Below are 15,885 nucleotides of genomic sequence, written 5' to 3'. Positions count from 1 at the left end.
TTAATATTATCCTTATTCACTAATTAAGCGAGTTATAAACTCAGCTAGCAAATGCCGCGGAATTTGTCTGCTTTTGGTTGTAAAAGCAAAATAGTGTACAAAAAGAACCTATCAAAAACCAAATAAATGTGAAAACCATCATTGTTTAAGATTTGCATGGAGTTTTTAATAGAACATGGTAAAATAAAAGAACCGTAAAATCTTTAAAGGAGAATAATTCATGGCATTAAACGCAATTATTATTGTTTTAGCTTATTTGCTAGGATCAATACCTTCTGGCTTAATCGTAGGGAAGGTATTCTTTGGGAAAGACATACGTGAACATGGAAGCGGAAATTTAGGAGGAACAAACACATTCCGGACACTTGGGGTAAAAGCAGGTTTGGCTGTCAGTATCGCAGACGTGCTTAAAGGTACACTAGCGGCAAGTTTGCCGTTGATTTTCAACTCTGATCTTCACATGTTAGCGGTGGGTGTTTTTGCGGTAATCGGCCATATGTACCCTGTCTTCGCTGGATTCAGGGGCGGAAAAGCGGTTGCTACTTCCGGGGGGATTTTGCTGGCATATGTTCCTGTTTTATTTTTGTTCATGCTTGTTTTCTTCTTCTTAAGCCTGTACATAACAAAATATGTTTCATTATCATCCATTCTAACTTCAATCGCTACATTTGTTTATGCACTTTTTACCGGCGACGGTCCATTGATTGCGATTGTGGCAGTATTGGCAAGTTTCGTCATCTACAGGCACCGTGCAAATATTGCTAGAATTCGTAATAAAACAGAACCGAAAATTAAGTGGTTATAGAGTAAAACCGGCAAACTTTATAAGTTTGCCGGTTTTTTAGTTACGGACGATGCCGAATGCCTTGAGCGCCTGCCCAAGATTATTATACATCTTAACATTGTCAAAATTGATTCCCAGTGTTACCACTGAATGAGCCAGTTCCGGCCTCAATCCGGTTAAGTTGACATCGACTCCTGTTAGCTTGAGGCTGTCTATGATCTTAAAAAGCTCCTGAGCAACCATTGTATCGACGATGAATACACCCGAAAAATCCATGATTAGGCAATCCACTTCCTGCCTGTTTGTTTCTCGAAGCGTGTGCTCCATCAAGATTCTTGCCCTGTGCGTGTCGATATCGCCTATAATCGGCAGAACAGCTACACCATCTACTATTGATATCACTGGTGTGCTTAGTTCATCAATAACCTCCTGCTGTGCACGGAGTCGCTTATTCGTTAGACCTGTATAAGAATTGGTGAAGATTAATACTAATCTATCCGTGAATTTATTGATGATTTTCCCAAAAGTCAAAGTTTGTTCTGCGGAGAGATTTCCATGTTTTTTTGCTAAGTCCTCCAATGCCCCCCACATAACATCGCGTATGATTGTAAAGTGTTGAAGTGATTCATAAAGAGACAGACCCAGACGTACTTTATCCTCACTCACTTGTTTTCCCCATAGTTCGATTTCAGAATCCGTACTTTCACCAGCTGCATATTTTCCTAGCAGATGAATAAGCTGCTTTATCTGCTCTATATAATTATGAGGTTTCGTTTGATTGGTAAGTTTAATAAAAGCTTCTGGCTGGATTTGATTAATTGACCTTAAAATGTTGTTGGTTAATATGTCATCTTCTTCAGATAGGAATTCCCTAAACAATAGATTTGATTGATTCATCCTGTAACCCCTTTGTTGATAATCTTTGCATTTTGTTCTTTTTAAAATATTTTTTTGTTCTTTATAAGAAAAATGTTGAATTTGCTGGTATAATTCAAATGATAATGTCATATAAATTCGAAAGAAATCGAAATTAGGATGCCCACATATATAAATGACAATTCCTGATAAAAATACCCTATTCCGTTTTGGTTCAAACAAAGAAAAACCAAGTATTTTAAAGAAAAGAAGGGATTGACTTGAGAGAAACGTATTACCTGAATTTTTTACCCTATAAGACCAAGACAGTTATTAAGAACACAACCTTAAAAGAACTCCTTCCACCATCAGGGTCCGTTACCTACTCTAAGATTTCCTGTATGGGAGCTCTATATAGCTTTTCCCACGATCAGCATGCAAGCATTACATCTAAGCAAGTCCAGCAGGGTAACAACGAATTAGCAATGCTTAATGCAAAAAAGAGTGAGTTAGAAAAAGAATGCGCCAGACTAAATCAAGAAATCCTCCATAAGGAGCAATCATTAACCCATCTGCAAAAACTTATAGATTCTGCCGCTGGCAATTATCAGGCTTCTTCCGCCAGCCAATTAGCTGCAGGACTAGCTCATGAAATCAGGAATCCACTGACCACAATAAAAGGATTTATCCAGCTATTGCAGCCAGATTTGCAGTCAACAGGCAAACAGGAATTAGCTGATGTCGCACTGGATGAAATCAATCGTGCCAATGGTTTGCTAAGTGAATTCCTGTCAGTATTAAAACCTGGCTTCTCAGGTAAGAGGAACCTGCCATTTAATAGTTTGGTTAAAAGTATGTTAAAGCTGATAAGCAGTGAGGCATTGCTTAAAGATATAGAGTTGAAGCTAAGCGTCCCAGAAAAAGTTCTGTATGTGCTGGCAGAAGAAAACCAAATAAAGCAAGTCCTCATAAATTTAATGAAGAATGCACTGGAAGCGGTTGAAGGAAACATGGAAAAGAAAGGTGTTATTACTGTGGCTGTCCAGGAACAAAGTGGTTATGCACAAATCAGCGTTACCGATAATGGGGTCGGTATTGATGAATTTTCAATGAAAAAAATGTTCACCCCATTTTATACAACCAAAGAAACGGGCACTGGGATTGGACTCGTTATTTGCAAGCAAATAATTGAGGATCATGGCGGAAGCATTCGTGTAGATACTGAAGGCGGAATCACTACATTCTCTTTCACGCTACCAGTTATATAATAAGTATTAGGTTGCCATTTCCCTTCTTCCTCATGTCGCGCTATAAGTCGGAAATTTGTCAAATAGGTCACGGAAATGTCTTCAGTTTGATTGCTAAAATATAGTAAGAACTATTTGAAAGAAGGCGGATGAAATGGAAGAAGTACTTAAGTCAACGGATAATTTTATATTCACGACTTCTACTGCTGATGTAATGTCGCCAGATGATTTTGTTATAGAACTCCTTGACGAATTACCGGATTTGAGCAATAAGGAACATTCTGTGATTAAAATTAAAAACTTGGATGAACTGTTGGACTTTCTTGAAAAAACTGATTGGTAAGCTTTATTCCCTTAGCTAATGACCATTACAAAAATGCGGATAGCTTATCTATCCGCATTTTTTTTTCATTTAATAGTTTTTACTAAGCTCATTGCACAGAACTGAGCATTACACTTTTAGCAATTTGAACTTCCCCATTCCAAATACATCCTTATATAATCGAGCTTTGTCTGATTGAAATAAACATGATCACGTTCGTGGATCAACACCGAAACCTCATCAAACGTGAAAACCTGATCGTTCGTTAAAGGTCGCTCCTCCAGAGCAACACGCAGCTGAGGTCCTCCTCAACCAATCCCCATGGTAAGACGTACATACAATTTTTCGTCATCACTACTTTCATTTTTGATAGCACTTTGTAAAATCCTTTGAGCACTTTCAGTAATGCTAAACAAAATTACCCCACCCCTCATCGTTTCTATTACATTTGCAACGAGAAAAAAATCGAATTATGACAAAAAAGAGAAAATACTCCTGAAATTTATACATTTATCATCATACTTATAATATATTATCCTTAGAGGCTTAAAAATAAAAATGCCTCATTATTTAACGGGGAGATTACTATGAGAAAAAAGAAGAAAAAAGTTGGTTATGGGTTGTCCGTCTTCTTGGGACTAGGGATGATTGTTTCCGCCTTGATGTTTCAAATGTATCATGAAGCTCAGGCAAAAGAACCCAACGTGACACTAAAAAGCCAGAAAGCCCATCATGAAAGAAGCATCGATGTTTCAGGAAAGAGTTATATAGAAAAGATTAAATTAGGTGCCATTGGAGATATCCTCATCCATGATACCGTATATGAAGATGCCTTTAAAAACCCTAGCTACGATTTTAAGCCTATGCTCAGCAATGTTAAAGACTATTTGATCGAGCCTGACCTATTGCTGGCCAATCAGGAAACCCTTCTTGGCGGAGTTGAAATTGGTTTATCAAGCTACCCAATGTTCAACAGCCCTGTCGAGGTCGGCGACGCTTTAATTGATGCTGGAGTAGATATAGTCTCAAATGCTAACAATCATTCACTAGATAAATCTGAAAAAGGTGTTATGGCATCAATCAGCAATATGGAAGCAGCAGGCCTTCCTTATGTCGGATCTTTTAGAGATTCCGATGACCAGCAGAAATTACGTGTTTTAAATAATAAAGGTATCAATGTTTCTTATCTATCCTACACATATGGAACGAACGGGATTCCCGTCCCAATCGGCAAGGACCATCTGGTAAATCTGATCGACCGGGAATTGATGAAGGCTGAAATCAACCGTGCAAAAGAGCAGTCTGATGTCGTTGTCATGAGCATACATTGGGGTAATGAATATCAGCGGTTCCCGACCGATGAACAGAAGGATCTGGCCCAATTCCTTGTAAACGAGGGTGTGGATATCATATTTGGACATCATCCTCATGTCCTGCAGCCTATGGATTGGCTGACAGCGGCAGACGGGAGAAAAGCATTGGTAGTATACTCTCTTGGAAATTTCCTATCGGGTCAAATGTGGGACTATAAAGATATTGGCGGTCTTGCCACAGTTGAGATCACTAAGGAGATTACACCTGAAGGAACGGAAATGACACTGTCGAATCCTGAGTTCATGCCTACTTTTGTCTCCAGCAGCAGGCAAGCCAACTATCGTGTAGTGCCTCTGAAAGAAGCCGGTAAATACGGTCTTGCAGGTGCTGAAAGTAAATATAATGAAATCATGAATCATATGACCCAATTTATAAAAAAATAACAATGAATGTGCCTGGCCCATCCTGACAAAATCGTATAGTGATGGGACCAGGCATTGCTTATGTTATAATCTGTCTATCGGCAATGGAAGGAGAACAATATGAAAATAACAATTAATGATGATGCTGCAGCCTGGTATGAAAATGAAATGGACCTATCCAAAGGAAGTTATTTGCGTTTCTTTGTGCGGTATGGTGGTTTCAGTACAGTCCAGAAAGGTTTTTCATTAGGTGTCTCCAAGGATGAACCAGATCATATCGGGGTTAAAACAGAAAAGAATGGCGTGACTTATTATATTGAAGAAAAAGATATCTGGTATTTTGACGGACATGACTTAATCGTCGACTTTCATGCTGTTGGCCAGGAGCCAGAATTTAAATTTGAGAAAAAATAAGGCAGACGCTCATGCGCCTGCCTTATTTTATTGTTCTTTTGGAAATTATTAAATTATTTAGCTGTGTATAACTACATGTAGTATTCTTAATCCAGCTCCAGCGCCTAGCCCCTCGAGTCGCTTGTCTAGCTGCGGCTCCTAACTCCTCGAGACGCTTCGGTCCTGCCAATGAAGTCAAAGAACGACTTCACTGTCAGGCCCTCCAGCGCTTGTCGGAGTTGGACAGTCGCCTATACTTTTCGATTTCGGTCCGCCCAATGAAGTCAAAGAACGACTTCACCGGTCGGCCCTCCAGCGCTTGTCGGGACTGAACGAGGCGCTTGCGCTTTTTATTCTTACTTTAAAAGTGGATTTTCAATTCCTTCTTGTTTCAAAACTTCTGCCTGCTTAGGACCAAACAGATCAAAATGTGGATAATCCTTTTTCCTCTTGTCGATCCATTCAGGTTTCAAGCCATAATTCATTCCCCAGGCAGCTAATTTTTCCAGGTCCTTGCAGCCTGCTTTGGTTACTGTATTACAGCCAGGGAAACGGTCATCAATCCAGTAATGTGTCAGAAAAGCGATTTCCCCTCCCTGGATTTTCGCCTTCCATTCGTTTAGTGCGCTCCGCTTGATTCCGAAAGCCAATCAGACCTTCTCCCCTTCATCTACCGGCTGTTTCATTGCCTGTAGGTATGCTTCATGCCAGTCTGGATAGGACCTCTTTAGTGAGATAGGGCGAAAATTCTCCCTTTTTACACACACATGTTTAGAGCTTCCTGTTAATGCGAGTTCCCCTGCCCCATTTAACACCTCATACTTATATTCAACACGGAATCCGTCATATTGCTCTACCCATGTGTTAATTGTTGCCGTCTCACCATATCTTAATGGTTTTTTGTATGAAGCCTGGATATCGATTACTGGAGAGATAATTCCGTCCCTTTCCATTTCAGCATAATTAAAACCAAGATCCTTGATCAGCTGTGTTCTGCCAAGCTCCATCCATACCAAGTAATTAGCATGGTATACGACGCCCATCTGGTCTGTCTCTGCATATCGTACCTCGATTTCCTTAGTTGAAATTTGCATCCTTATTCCCCTTTTATCTTATTTAATGCTGCTTCAAAATCACTTTTCTCCAAGTATAAAACATCCTCATCAAAATCTACGACGTTTTCGATTCCCATTAGCCTGAAAGCCTGCGATTGGACCGCTTCATCAACTAAATTCGTTCCAAACCTGCCATTCCCCTTTATATCAGTTTCAGAAAGCACTTCAGCTAAAAATGATCCTGTCTTTTCAGTCATTTTATAATGATACTTTCCAGCGTAATTCTTGATGATGACTAGCAGTTCTTCAGTTGTATAATCAGGGAAATGAAAAAATTTCTTAAACCGTGACCGAAGCCCGGGATTGCTTTCAAGTAGCATGTCCATTTCAGCGGGATAGCCGGCAAGAATCACGACAAGATTTTCATTATGCCTGGTCATCTCGTCAACAAGTGTGTCAATTACCTCTTTTCCAAAATCGCCAGATGTCTGGCCCAGCAGTGAATAAGCCTCGTCAATGAACAATACTCCGCCAAGCGCTTCTCGAATTTTCTTCTTCGTTTTAATCGCTGTCTGCCCTACATAGCCAGCAACGAAATCGGCACGGCTGCTCACGATCAGATGTCCCCTCTTAAGCATTCCACATTCTTTAAGGAGCTCTGCATATATTTTCGCAACAGTCGTCTTTCCTGTTCCAGGATTCCCTGTGAATACAGAATGAAGCTGCACCGGAACAGCTGGAAGGCCCTTCTCCTTTCTCAGCTGCTGCATCCTTACAAAAGAGATGAGTGTGGTAACTTCAGATTTAACGGTCTCCAGACCGACAAGAGAATTAAGTTTTTCGAGAGGCTTTTCTGAAGTTGATACAGAAGATGATTCAAAGTCCTCTTTTTCCAAAAGTGTATAAAGGGAAAAATCATCCCCATCAACTGGCCTTGCGCCTTTTTTGAAAATCGCTTCAAGCACCAGGTTGCGGACGGTTCTGGCGTTCCCGAAGGTGTCATCCACTCGTTCCTTCTCAATCCGGTCTTTCAGCTCGGCCTTAGCTTCTTCGGTAATGGCGAAATCATTGTCCATAGCTGCCTGCTCTGCAATCTGCATTAATTCATCATTTGTATAGTCTGGAAGGTAAATAAAGTTCGATTGCGGGAAACGGGATCTTAATCCGGGATTAGCATCTAAAAACTGACGCATTTCTTCAGGATATCCTGCGAGGATGACTGCGAATTTTCCACCGTATTCCTTTCCTGTCATCAAAGACACAAGGGTGTCAATCGCTGTCTGGCCATAGTCATTTCCAGTCTGGCCTTCTCGCTTCAAACTGTAAGCTTCATCGATGAATAAGACTCCTCCGAGTGCCTGTTCTACGACCTTGCGCACGTTCTCTTCTGTTTGTCCTACATATGCCCCCACAAGCTTTGACCGGTCTGCTTCAATGACTTCTTCCCGAGGCAATACACCAAGCTGGTGAAAGATTTTTGCAAGCAGACGGGCCAAGGATGTTTTGCCTGTTCCTGGATTCCCTGTAAGGACCATATTAAGGCTTTGATCATCCTTCGTTAACAGGCCAAGCTCTTTACGTTTCTGCTGGTATTTTAAAAAACGATAAAAATCGTTTACTCTTTCCTTTACCGTTTCAAGACCTACCATATTGTTGAGTTCCGCAAGCGGGTCGCTGCTGAATGGAAACTCATCGTGCGTGTCGTTTGAAAACTGAGCTTCCCAAAGTTCCTTCAGCTTATCGAGATTATTTACTCTTGTTTTAATCTCCTCATAATGGACGGCAGTATGGAAAACACCTGTAACCGATTCTTCATACAGCTCCGTCGCTTTTAAGAGCGCGGCAGTCTCTTCAATTGCTTTTTCTAAGACATCTGTAAAAATTAGGAACTTTTCTTGCAGTTCAGAATCGCTTTCAACTTCCTGTTTTTTAAACTCGTCAAGCTGTTCCTCGGCAAAAGCTAAGAATTGCTGAGAAATTTCGATATATTGCTCTGCAGTCTTCTTTTTCAAGGCCCGGTTATCGGTTTCCCTGATTCTTGGAAAGATAAGCTGGTCAAAAATATGCCCTTTGTTGGTCCATTGGTTACGAGCCAGCAATTTTTTAGCTTTCAAGTTTGTTGGATCATGTTCAATCGCTTTTTGCAGCCATTGAAGCACCAGGGAGTCATATCCGCTCCTTTTTGCTCTCGATTGGGCTGCCAAAGTAAGAACCTTTGAAAAGCTAATTTCATCATGGCCATTAGTCAGCATCTTGATCGCTGTAATCAATCCTGCTTCATTGCGGATATATCCATTTTGATCTATTTCTTTTTCCCAAAGAACCAATTGTTCATCTAGTGGGAATTGCTTCTTTTGTTCACGCATCATTATCACTTCTTTTTTTAGTATACATTTTGTATATTATCACAATATCCTGCAAACGGAAAAAGACCCGCCTTTTGTCGGCGGGTCCTTTTAACTTTCCTACTGCTGATTATGAGCTTCGTCCTTGATTTCCGCTCTGAATGCATCGATGCTTTCGCGGCGGCGCTCATTTTTAGCCTCAATTCTTGCCTGATCTTCAGGGCTGGAGTTGACCATTGCAGCTTCAGCATCCTCCATATTCTCAATCGTATGGTGGATCATGGATTGCAGCTTTTCCACGTTATCGCTTCGATCGTCTGGCTTTGGTGTATGGTTCGCCATATCAAAAGTACCTCCTTTTAAAAAGTACATCAATAGTATGCGACCGTTTAGCTTGTTTATTAGTGTAAAACAGTGGATAGAGAAATAAAATGGAAAGGTCCAGCGCCGTGGTAGTTTGAGAACCAAAATTTACGAAAAGAGTCTAAAAAATAAAACCTGCCATTGATTTGGCAGGCATAATCCATTTATTTATTCACCTTTTGTCTGAATCACCTGGGCATGCTCACCTGATTTATCGTTCATCTTCTTTCCTTTGTTTCCGCTAAATCCACGCGGCTGCGTACCAAGGTGGCTTGGAACATAATGCTTGCTGTCCTTTTTTGGATTGCTCATGAATATCCCCTCCTCTTTAATTAAAGTTTTGCCTAAAGAAGAGGAATTCATTTATGGTAATGTATGATAGTTACTCTGCTTTTCCCATGCGCTTTTGTTCTAATCTAGCCTCGATTTTTTCGAGGGCATCACGGTCATTCAGAAGTTGACGTTTATTTTCCATAACAAGCTCTTGAAAAGAACGCTTCCTAGGTTTTCTCATCGTGTTCACCATCCTTTATCAGTATTGTAACAGTTATTATGTCCGGAAACGGTTGCAATTATTACAACTTTTTGAAAATTTAATCGTATTTTATTCTTACCCTCCTTTTTAGTGAATTTGCTAAGCAATTTTTACCAAGAGTATGCTGGAGCGGATGAGCGATTCAATTATTATTCCTAAATGAGGTTTGCAAAATAAAAAAAGCATCAGTATGACTGATGCTCATTTGAGAAGTTCCTGCATTTGCTTATAAGTCAAAGATCCGATTTGTTTTTTTAAGATTATTCCATTTTCATCAATAATGAAAGTGGTAGGAATAGATATAATGGCGTAGGTTTGCTGTGTTTGTCCATTTTGGTCAAGCAAAACAGGGAATGTTAATTTATTATCGTTAACAAAGCCGGCCACGTTGTTTTGCGGATCAAGATTCACGGCCAGGATTTCAAACTCTGATGATTTTTCCTCATATATTTTTTCCATTGCTGGCATTTCCTCTTTGCAAGGGGGACACCATGTCGCCCAAAAGTTCAACATGACTTTTTTTCCTCTGTAATCCTTCAGACTGACTTCCTTGCCATCCAGATTTTTTATTGTGAAATCCGGGGCCAGCATGCCCGCATCTATGCCGGTTGCCGCTTGTGATGCTTCGATCGCTTCAGGTTCTTCCACCTTATTAAAATGCTGAAAAATGGCGAATAACACCAACCCGGCGAGGATCCCTGCGCCAATAGCCTTTTTGATCATGAGATATAACTCCTTTATATAGGATGAATTCACATGTAGTTTATCCCAAGTATATCTAGATAATTAAAGTGATAACGGTAATAATTTCGAGGATTGTGTGAATTTTAAAAGACAAAATAAAAAATGCCGGGTTTGGTGCCCGGCATTTTAAAATGTTCAGTTTTCAAATAAACGTGGAAGTTCTTCAATGTAGTTCCCGTGCATAATCCCTTTTTCCGTAATAATTGCAGTGATTAAATGGTGCGGTGTTACATCGAAAGCCGGATTGAATACTTTCACGCCTTCCGGAGCTGTTGATTTACCGAAGCCAGCGGTAATTTCTTCAGCTGCCCGCTCCTCGATAGGAATACCCTCACCTGTCTCTGTTTCCAAGTCGATGGTTGAAAGCGGCGCAGCAACATAGAATGGAATGTTATGTGCTTTTGCGAGCAAAGCAACACCATAAGTACCTATTTTATTAGCTACATCTCCATTGGCGGCTACTCTGTCACAGCCAACGATCACTGCTTGTACCATTCCTTTTTGCATCACCATCGCTGCCATGCTGTCAGTAATAAGTGTGACATCAATACCAGCCTGCATCAGTTCCCATGCTGTAAGGCGAGCGCCCTGGAGCAATGGACGGGTTTCGTCAGCATAAACCTTGATGTCCATTCCACGTTCCTTGGCCAGGTAGAATGGCGCAAGAGCAGTACCATATCTTGCTGTGGCAATACCGCCTGCGTTGCAATGAGTCAAAACGGTCATGCCATCTTTAAATAAAGTCAGGGCATTTTCACCGATCGAGCTGCACACATTTTCGTCTTCCTGTCGGATTAAATGAGCCTCTTCTGCCAATAACATCTTAATTTCAGTTACTGGCTTGCTGCTCTCTTGTTTTGCGCGCGTGTCCATCCTTTTAAGAGCCCAAAAAAGGTTTACTGCAGTAGGTCTTGAAGCAGCGAGATAATCAGACTGTTTTTTAAAGAATTCATAAAAACTCTCAAAGTCCTTCTCAGGTGCTTCTTTAATACCAAGCACCAATCCGTAAGCAGCGGCTATGCCGATTGCGGGTGCTCCCCTGACTTTCAGCTGTTTAATCGCATCCCATACTTCTTCGATATCAGTTAACTCCAGGAATTCTGTTAACTGAGGCAATTTTGTTTGATCAAGAATATAAAGCGTTTCACCATCATATCTTACAGACTGCAAGTACGTTTCTTCCATGTTGATCCCCCTACGTCCTTAAAAGACAATTCTGAACTAAGTATCATTTTATCAATTATCTGAGATTGAGCAAAGTTAAAACAGACTAGCTATTATAAGGTTTTTAAAAATTGAGTCTAAAATTAAATTATCTAAATAATCTTACAATGTGTTATCTTATTATTAAAGGCTTTTTTCACGAATAATTTTAATTCGTATAATGCTTTTTCTTGTTTAACTTCGAGTAAGCTAGCTTTTCTACAAGGCAGTATCATACTAGCTTGTTGATTTTCGCTTTAGTGTGAAATAGTCAAAAAGACCGTAACAATTTTGTTAAGGGGGAAAGCCATGAAAATTCTAGTAATAGGTGGGAGTCGTTTTCTCGGCAAGGCATTTATTGAGGAAGCTCAAAAAAGAGGTCATGAAATAACTGTTTTTAATCGCGGGAACAATAACATCGTACTGCGCGATGTTGAGATCCTTACTGGCGACCGTAATGGAAACCTGGAACAGCTTAAAGGTCGCCGATGGGATGCAGTGCTCGATACATCAGGTTTAGTGCCTCGTTCTGTTCGCAATTTAACAACATTATTGAAAGAGCAAACTGACTTCTATGCATTTGTTTCAAGTATATCAGTATATAAAGATTGGATTCCAAAAGGAATAAAAGAAGACTATAATATTCAATCGATGCCAATTGAAGAAGCAGATGAACTTACGAAAGATTTATCTGGTTCCTTCCTTGAATATTACGGGCAATTCAAGTCGTTGTCTGAATTGGAAGCGGAAAAACACATGCCGGGAAGGGTCTTGAATATTCGTGCAGGCCAGCTGATCGGTGAGAATGACTATACAGATCGGCTTCCTTACTGGTTAGACAGAATTGCCCGCGGCGGCAAAGTGCTGGTGCCTGGAAATCCAGAAAGCTCATCCGTCCAGTTAATTGATGTTAAAGACCTATCAATATGGATGCTTAAAATGATGGATGAAAAAAAGGCTGGTACATATAATGCGACTGGGAAACCAATCTTACTTCAAGAACTCTTTCATAAATGCAAGGTAGTAACAGCTAGCGACGCTGAATTTGTTTGGGCTGGGGAAGAGTTTCTGCTTGGAAACAATGTGGCACCTTGGACAGAAATGCCATTATGGTTACCAGAAAAAACACCTTTGGGTGCAGAACATGAAGAGCCATGGGCTGGGGCTTTCCACATAAATATAGATAAAGCTCTGGAATCAGGGCTAACTTTCCGGCCGCTTGACGATACACTCCATGAAGTTCTTGAATGGCTAAACTCGCAATCAGCTTCGGGGAAAACCATGAAAGCAGGAATAACAGCGGACCGGGAAAAAGATCTCCTGGATATATTGTCACAGTAAAAAACAGCATCTCAGTGCTGTTTTTTACTGTTTTCCACTTATATAGTAAGGTGGCACCCTCAGCCAGCCTCTTTCTTGCATAAGTGCTTTAAAGGTTAATGAAAAAGTGATTTTCATCATTTGATACTTAACAAACATATACCCTACATCTGATCTTACTGATTCAGTGATACCCCTTGAGGCTGACGTAATTCCCACTACAAGATTATAAGCAATCAGGTTGGCTATTTCCTCGTCATTCATTCTTGCCCCTTCGGGAAGCGCCTGATACTCACCAACAATCTTCTCTGCCCCGACATCTGGTAAAGGTATGCCTTCGTCCTTAAAAAATTGAGTAAGTTCATTGATCATAGGTCGATGGACATTTTCAATTATATCTGCAATCTTCTCTTTAAGTTCCTTATCCTGAGCCAAATTGTATGCGTGCTGATCATAGCGGAGTGTTTGTTCCGTGCCATGGAGGTAAAACCACAGATTCATGACCTCTCCAACGTGCAGCGGCTTTTTCTCTCCATCCATAAAAGGTCCAAATGCATCTTTCATTACTTCAAATAAATTCAATGCAGGCACATCCCATTCCACTAGGTTATTTGCACTTATTTTAGGGAGTTATGTACCTTTTTATTCATTTATGACTAGAATCTTCATCCAACTCAAGCCGAGCCTTTACCAATTCTATAAAATTCCTTGCGGGTCTGGATAAATAATGCTGCTTCAGCCATATAAGACCTAGAGATGATTTAAGTATCGAATCTGTGATCTCCCTTGCGTAGAGGCTGGAGTGGCCGTATGTCTGAAAAACGGATTTTGGAACAATGGTTGTACCTATTCCTGAAGAAACCAACTCCATTAGCACCTTCATATCCGAGCATTCACAAACAACATGTAGGGGAAGCTGGGCTTTGGAAAAAGCCTCGTGGATGATATTAAAGCTTCCAAGTCCCTCCGTACTTGGCAGGATTAATGGATGACTGCTGATTTCTTCAATTGTAATATCATTCTTTCCTTTGGTTCTGCAGACGAATAAGAAAGGTTCATTATATAAATGAAGATAGTTTAATTCGTGGTTCGGCAGCGGCAGCCTGATCAGTGCCAGCTCTATTGCACGGTTTTTAACTAGTTCAGCTAAATATGCGGAATCATTCTGGACAACTCTCAAATAAACCAGTGGAAAAGCCGAATGAAATGTATCTAGCCATTCAGGAATTTCCGGCACAGACAAGGTGTTGATCCCGATAGATAAGCTTCCCTTCCTCCCTTCATCCGTTTCTTGAAGCTCATTTTTCACTTCCTCGAACGAATGGACAATGTTCAGAGCATGTCTGTAAAGCACCTCCCCTTTATCCGTCAATTCAAGCTTCTTTCCATGGCGTTCTACTAGCATCACACCTAGCTCTTCCTCCATCTGTTTTAACTGAAGACTCAACGGAGGCTGTGACATATGGAGTTTGTTAGCGGCAGCAGTAATATTTTTTTCCTCGGCGATCGCAATGAAATATCTCATTTGTCTTATATCCATAAGTACCTCTCTATATGTAAAAAGTATGATATGTATATTAATTATATATTTTAAATATGGTAGAAGTCTATGGTACGATAATTTCATTCGTTTGAAAACGGAAAAAATTTATCTGTAATAGAGAGAGGAGAAAAACATGGATAAATTATTTCAACTTAAAGCACACAACACGACAATTGGAAGAGAATTGTCAGCCGGACTGATTTCTTATATTACGGTCGTCTATATCATCATCGTAAATGCTACGATCCTGTCTGCTGCTGGAATTCCGCTAGAAGCCGGTATTATAGCCACAATCCTCACTGTCTTTGCAGGCTGCCTGCTGATGGGATTTTGGAGCAATACACCAATTCTCGTGATACCAGGCATGGGACTGAACGCAATGTTTACATATACAATTGTGCAGTCTGGCGGTTTTGCCTGGCAGGAAGCTCTGGCGATGGTATTTGTTTCAGGTATCCTATTTATGGTTTTAGCTTTTACTCCGCTGGCAAAAACAATCATTGCTTCAATTCCTGATTCATTGAAGGAAGCAATCACGGTCGGAATTGGAATTCTGTTGATCCTGATTGGATTTGATAACAGTGGAATAATCACAAGCTCAGAACATACTTTGTTAGCGATTGGAGATTTGAGCAGTTCTACTGCACTTATAACATTAATCGGTTTAATTGTTACTGTAGTATTGTTCCTGCGAAATGTTCCTGGTAATCTGCTGTTGAGCATCGTATTTACTTCTGTTCTATCGATTCTTTTTGGAGATTTTGAGGGTGCCGTTAAGTCCTGGAGCATGCCTTCAATTACGGAATACAGTTTTGTGTTCGGGCAGATGTCTTTTGCCCAAGCAGGTAATTTCGTATTCTGGCTGACTGCTTTTTCACTTGCGATGGTTGTTATATTCGAGAACATTGGTTTGATTCACGGACATACAAAGATGCTTAACCAGACTCAAAAAAACAAGAAAGCTCTGCAGGCTAACGCGATTTCCGTTACAACTGCAGGAATTTTCGGCACGAGTCCGACTGTCGCTTCCGTCGAAAGTGCAGCAGGCATTGCCGCTGGCGGCAGGACAGGATTGACAAGCATTGTAACCGGAGTTCTATTCCTTGCTTCCATTGTTCTGATCCCTGTGATTAAGATGGTTCCGGAAAGTGCTGTATCACCAGTATTGATTCTGATTGGTGTATTGATGCTTCAAAACATCACTCATATCAAGCTTGACGATCTACTGGAAAGCTTTCCTGCACTTTTGATCATCGTGCTCATTCCGTTAACATACAGTATTGCCGATGGCATGGCAATAGGCTTTATCCTCTACCCGCTGATGAAACTGTTGATGGGAAAAGGACGCGAAATACAGCCCGCTCTTTATATGATTGCATTGCTTTTCCTTGGCAATTTTGTATTGCAGTATGCGCTTTAACTTAAGCAAATCGCCATTAA

18 protein-coding genes are annotated in these 15,885 nt (G+C 40.6%); 7 read left to right on the top strand and 11 right to left on the bottom strand.

Annotated elements, in window-relative coordinates; translation table 11 throughout:
* Nucleotides 1–220 precede the first annotated feature (220 nt).
* Nucleotides 221–805, top strand: a complete 585-nt coding sequence (gene plsY, locus M3204_RS06860) for a glycerol-3-phosphate 1-O-acyltransferase PlsY (RefSeq protein ID WP_251480065.1) — start codon at nucleotides 221–223, stop codon at nucleotides 803–805.
* A 36-nt stretch (nucleotides 806–841) separates the two neighbouring features.
* Here plsY and M3204_RS06855 read toward each other — a convergent pair whose 3' ends face one another.
* On the bottom strand, nucleotides 842–1,681 hold the full coding sequence (locus tag M3204_RS06855; RefSeq protein WP_251480062.1) for an STAS domain-containing protein: 840 nt from the start codon (nucleotides 1,679–1,681) through the stop codon (nucleotides 842–844).
* A gap of 239 nt (nucleotides 1,682–1,920) precedes the next feature.
* Here M3204_RS06855 and M3204_RS06850 point away from each other — a divergent pair, with 239 nt between their 5' ends.
* The 4 genes from M3204_RS06850 to M3204_RS06835 all read left to right on the top strand — a co-directional run bounded on the left by M3204_RS06850 (nucleotide 1,921) and on the right by M3204_RS06835 (nucleotide 5,358).
* Entirely contained in the window at nucleotides 1,921–2,907 is a 987-nt protein-coding gene (locus M3204_RS06850) for a sensor histidine kinase (RefSeq protein WP_251480060.1), read from the top strand.
* A gap of 133 nt (nucleotides 2,908–3,040) precedes the next feature.
* Entirely contained in the window at nucleotides 3,041–3,229 is a 189-nt protein-coding gene (locus M3204_RS06845) for a hypothetical protein (protein ID WP_251480057.1), read from the top strand.
* 566 nt (nucleotides 3,230–3,795) lie between these two features.
* Nucleotides 3,796–4,965 (top strand): CapA family protein, encoded by a 1,170-nt coding sequence (locus M3204_RS06840; RefSeq protein WP_251480054.1) that lies wholly within the window; start codon nucleotides 3,796–3,798, stop codon nucleotides 4,963–4,965.
* Nucleotides 4,966–5,064: 99 nt separating this feature from the next.
* Entirely contained in the window at nucleotides 5,065–5,358 is a 294-nt protein-coding gene (locus tag M3204_RS06835; protein ID WP_251480052.1) for a HesB/YadR/YfhF family protein, read from the top strand.
* Between the two features lie 335 nt (nucleotides 5,359–5,693).
* Here the strand turns inward: M3204_RS06835 and M3204_RS06830 are convergent, their stop codons facing one another.
* The 8 genes from M3204_RS06830 to mtnA form a co-directional block, all read right to left on the bottom strand.
* Complete coding sequence (locus M3204_RS06830) at nucleotides 5,694–5,987, bottom strand: hypothetical protein (RefSeq protein WP_251480049.1); 294 nt, start codon at nucleotides 5,985–5,987, stop codon at nucleotides 5,694–5,696.
* The gene (locus M3204_RS06825) at nucleotides 5,988–6,431 is read right to left on the bottom strand and encodes an acyl-CoA thioesterase (RefSeq protein WP_251480046.1); all 444 of its coding nucleotides are present in this window, start codon (nucleotides 6,429–6,431) and stop codon (nucleotides 5,988–5,990) included.
* 2 nt (nucleotides 6,432–6,433) lie between these two features.
* Nucleotides 6,434–8,758 carry an AAA family ATPase gene (locus M3204_RS06820; protein WP_435371089.1) on the bottom strand — a complete coding sequence of 775 codons (2,325 nt, stop codon included), beginning with the start codon at nucleotides 8,756–8,758 and terminating at the stop codon, nucleotides 6,434–6,436.
* Between the two features lie 99 nt (nucleotides 8,759–8,857).
* Entirely contained in the window at nucleotides 8,858–9,079 is a 222-nt protein-coding gene (gene tlp / locus M3204_RS06815; RefSeq protein WP_251480039.1) for a small acid-soluble spore protein Tlp, read from the bottom strand.
* Between the two features lie 189 nt (nucleotides 9,080–9,268).
* Nucleotides 9,269–9,412, bottom strand: coding sequence for an acid-soluble spore protein N (locus tag M3204_RS06810; protein ID WP_079509087.1), 144 nt, complete (start codon nucleotides 9,410–9,412; stop codon nucleotides 9,269–9,271).
* Between the two features lie 70 nt (nucleotides 9,413–9,482).
* A complete protein-coding gene (locus M3204_RS06805) occupies nucleotides 9,483–9,614 on the bottom strand; it encodes an FbpB family small basic protein (RefSeq protein ID WP_251480036.1) in 132 nt (43 codons plus the stop codon).
* A gap of 222 nt (nucleotides 9,615–9,836) precedes the next feature.
* A complete protein-coding gene (locus M3204_RS06800; protein WP_251480033.1) occupies nucleotides 9,837–10,358 on the bottom strand; it encodes a peroxiredoxin family protein in 522 nt (173 codons plus the stop codon).
* Nucleotides 10,359–10,514: 156 nt separating this feature from the next.
* Nucleotides 10,515–11,564, bottom strand: a complete 1,050-nt coding sequence (mtnA, locus tag M3204_RS06795; protein WP_251480030.1) for an S-methyl-5-thioribose-1-phosphate isomerase — start codon at nucleotides 11,562–11,564, stop codon at nucleotides 10,515–10,517.
* A 327-nt stretch (nucleotides 11,565–11,891) separates the two neighbouring features.
* On the opposite strand from mtnA, the gene M3204_RS06790 reads away from it, so the two are divergent.
* The gene (locus M3204_RS06790) at nucleotides 11,892–12,923 is read left to right on the top strand and encodes an NAD-dependent epimerase/dehydratase family protein (protein ID WP_251480026.1); all 1,032 of its coding nucleotides are present in this window, start codon (nucleotides 11,892–11,894) and stop codon (nucleotides 12,921–12,923) included.
* Nucleotides 12,924–12,947: 24 nt separating this feature from the next.
* Here the strand turns inward: M3204_RS06790 and M3204_RS06785 are convergent, their stop codons facing one another.
* Both M3204_RS06785 and M3204_RS06780 read right to left on the bottom strand, forming a co-directional pair.
* A complete protein-coding gene (locus M3204_RS06785) occupies nucleotides 12,948–13,484 on the bottom strand; it encodes a DUF3231 family protein (protein WP_251480023.1) in 537 nt (178 codons plus the stop codon).
* Nucleotides 13,485–13,548: 64 nt separating this feature from the next.
* On the bottom strand, nucleotides 13,549–14,442 hold the full coding sequence (locus M3204_RS06780; protein ID WP_251480020.1) for a LysR family transcriptional regulator: 894 nt from the start codon (nucleotides 14,440–14,442) through the stop codon (nucleotides 13,549–13,551).
* A gap of 136 nt (nucleotides 14,443–14,578) precedes the next feature.
* Here M3204_RS06780 and M3204_RS06775 point away from each other — a divergent pair, with 136 nt between their 5' ends.
* Nucleotides 14,579–15,865 carry an NCS2 family permease gene (locus M3204_RS06775; protein ID WP_251480017.1) on the top strand — a complete coding sequence of 429 codons (1,287 nt, stop codon included), beginning with the start codon at nucleotides 14,579–14,581 and terminating at the stop codon, nucleotides 15,863–15,865.
* The last annotated feature ends 20 nt before the right edge of the window (nucleotides 15,866–15,885 follow it).

The organism is Mesobacillus subterraneus, assembly GCF_023715485.1.
In the GTDB taxonomy this organism is placed as follows: Bacteria; Bacillota; Bacilli; order Bacillales; family Cytobacillaceae; genus Mesobacillus; species Mesobacillus subterraneus_B.
This window is presented reverse-complemented; position numbering and strand designations above follow the sequence as displayed.

Coding starts and splice junctions, on each gene's coding strand:
- plsY (WP_251480065.1), top strand. CDS start 221: ATGGCATTAAACGCAATTATTATTGTTTTAGCTTATTTGCTAGGATCA.
- M3204_RS06855 (WP_251480062.1), bottom strand. CDS start 1,681: ATGAATCAATCAAATCTATTGTTTAGGGAATTCCTATCTGAAGAAGAT.
- M3204_RS06845 (WP_251480057.1), top strand. CDS start 3,041: ATGGAAGAAGTACTTAAGTCAACGGATAATTTTATATTCACGACTTCT.
- M3204_RS06840 (WP_251480054.1), top strand. CDS start 3,796: ATGAGAAAAAAGAAGAAAAAAGTTGGTTATGGGTTGTCCGTCTTCTTG.
- M3204_RS06835 (WP_251480052.1), top strand. CDS start 5,065: ATGAAAATAACAATTAATGATGATGCTGCAGCCTGGTATGAAAATGAA.
- M3204_RS06825 (WP_251480046.1), bottom strand. CDS start 6,431: ATGCAAATTTCAACTAAGGAAATCGAGGTACGATATGCAGAGACAGAC.
- M3204_RS06820 (WP_435371089.1), bottom strand. CDS start 8,758: ATGCGTGAACAAAAGAAGCAATTCCCACTAGATGAACAATTGGTTCTT.
- tlp (WP_251480039.1), bottom strand. CDS start 9,079: ATGGCGAACCATACACCAAAGCCAGACGATCGAAGCGATAACGTGGAA.
- M3204_RS06810 (WP_079509087.1), bottom strand. CDS start 9,412: ATGAGCAATCCAAAAAAGGACAGCAAGCATTATGTTCCAAGCCACCTT.
- M3204_RS06805 (WP_251480036.1), bottom strand. CDS start 9,614: ATGAGAAAACCTAGGAAGCGTTCTTTTCAAGAGCTTGTTATGGAAAAT.
- M3204_RS06800 (WP_251480033.1), bottom strand. CDS start 10,358: ATGATCAAAAAGGCTATTGGCGCAGGGATCCTCGCCGGGTTGGTGTTA.
- mtnA (WP_251480030.1), bottom strand. CDS start 11,564: ATGGAAGAAACGTACTTGCAGTCTGTAAGATATGATGGTGAAACGCTT.
- M3204_RS06790 (WP_251480026.1), top strand. CDS start 11,892: ATGAAAATTCTAGTAATAGGTGGGAGTCGTTTTCTCGGCAAGGCATTT.
- M3204_RS06780 (WP_251480020.1), bottom strand. CDS start 14,442: ATGGATATAAGACAAATGAGATATTTCATTGCGATCGCCGAGGAAAAA.
- M3204_RS06775 (WP_251480017.1), top strand. CDS start 14,579: ATGGATAAATTATTTCAACTTAAAGCACACAACACGACAATTGGAAGA.